Genomic DNA, 1,407 nt, shown 5'->3' on the forward strand with positions numbered 1-1,407 from the left:
CTCATCTCCGGGTGTCCACCAGAGCGGGAACGGTCCACGGCTGACGATGAGCACCTCCTCGCCACCGTCACCCGAACGGCTCAGAAGCGTCCCAATCCGATCCGCCATTGAAGGCCCTCCCCGCATCCGGCGTATCAATACACCCTAGACCCGGAGAGACGACGTTTCATAACTTGGCTAACCCACCCTGCGCTACAGCGAGAGCAGTGTGACTCTCACCTTCGTTTGGCGGGATTTCGCAGGTTCGTTTGGCGGTGTCAGGTGATGCCGATGACGAGGGTGGATCGGGCGGCTTCGACGACGTCGTCGGTAATGGTGTTGAGCTCGTTGATCTGCATGATGCGCTCCATCTGCGTGAACAGTCTGTCGACGAGGCGGAAGTTGCCGCGGGTGATCCGTGCGATCGCGGCGAGGGCTTGAGCGTCGGTGAAGTCGTCGGGATCGAGGGGGTGGCCGTACTTGGGCCAACGCCGTTCGAGCACGAAACGCAGCTCGTCTTTGCTCAGTGGCCGGTACTCGTGTGCGAATCCGACGCGGCTGTAAAGCTGCGGGTAGCGGCTGAATCTCTTCTCGATCCCGGGCATGCCGATGAGGATGACGGCGACGTTGTCGCGGTCGTAATGGTCTCGCACCATCTCCAGGGCGGTGGCATTGAGTCGGTCGGACTCGTCGATGATGATCAGCTCGACGTACTTTCGCAGGTTCCTGGGTCGTGTCTGCAGTTCGCCGGTGTTGATCAGATGCTCGTCGATGCACGCAGATACCTGGACCGTCAGGCCGGTGAGATCGTCTCTGACCTGACGCGGAGTGCTCAGGACCGCGGGGGTGTAGAAGACTGTTCGCTTTCTGGCCAGCGCGGCATAGATCGGGAAATCGGAGTCATCGCGTGGTCCCCATTCCTCGAGGAGCCGCTCGGCTTTGTGCCAGTTCGCATACCGTCTGGCAGACAGTGTCTTACCGATCCCGGCTTGGCCGTAGCAGATGCCAATGGTGCGTTGCCGGCGTACGGCGTCGGCGAACTCGACGAATCTGCGGTGCTGTTTGGTGGCGATAAACCGTTGCGGAGACATCAGTCATCCTCCAGGTAGGTGCGAAGCTTCGTCTTCCTCCGGGCGGGTGGGGTCGGTGCCGCCGGGGCCGGAAATGAGGGGTCTTCGTGGCCGGCGACGACGGCAATGCGCTCGGTGATCTGGCCGCGTAGCTCGCGTCGGCGGGCTGCGCGCGCGTGCTGAATGTCTTTGAGACTGACGGTGGTCGATGCGTGATCGGGGTCCACGGCCTTACAGATGTACTGGTTCTTGTGGAAGACATGAATCTCGGAGATGTCGCGGGGGTCGTACCGGATCACGACCTGCTCTTTGACGTAGGCTGAGGTTCCCCCGGATCCGTAGAGGGATCAGCTATAAG

General features: G+C 61.5%; 1 protein-coding gene and 1 pseudogene. Both read right to left on the bottom strand.

The window, feature by feature from the left end; translation table 11 throughout:
• Nucleotides 1–257 precede the first annotated feature (257 nt).
• A complete protein-coding gene (locus tag G6030_RS04870; RefSeq protein ID WP_182612138.1) occupies nucleotides 258–1,070 on the bottom strand; it encodes an AAA family ATPase in 813 nt (270 codons plus the stop codon).
• Nucleotides 1,070–1,360 (bottom strand): annotated as a pseudogene (locus G6030_RS04875) (Mu transposase C-terminal domain-containing protein); the annotation flags it as partial. The pseudogene G6030_RS04875 and the gene G6030_RS04870, both read right to left, overlap by 1 nt.
• Nucleotides 1,361–1,407 lie beyond the last annotated feature (47 nt).

It is taken from the genome of Dietzia sp. E1, assembly GCF_014145015.1.
In the GTDB taxonomy this organism is placed as follows: Bacteria; Actinomycetota; Actinomycetes; order Mycobacteriales; family Mycobacteriaceae; genus Dietzia; species Dietzia cinnamea_A.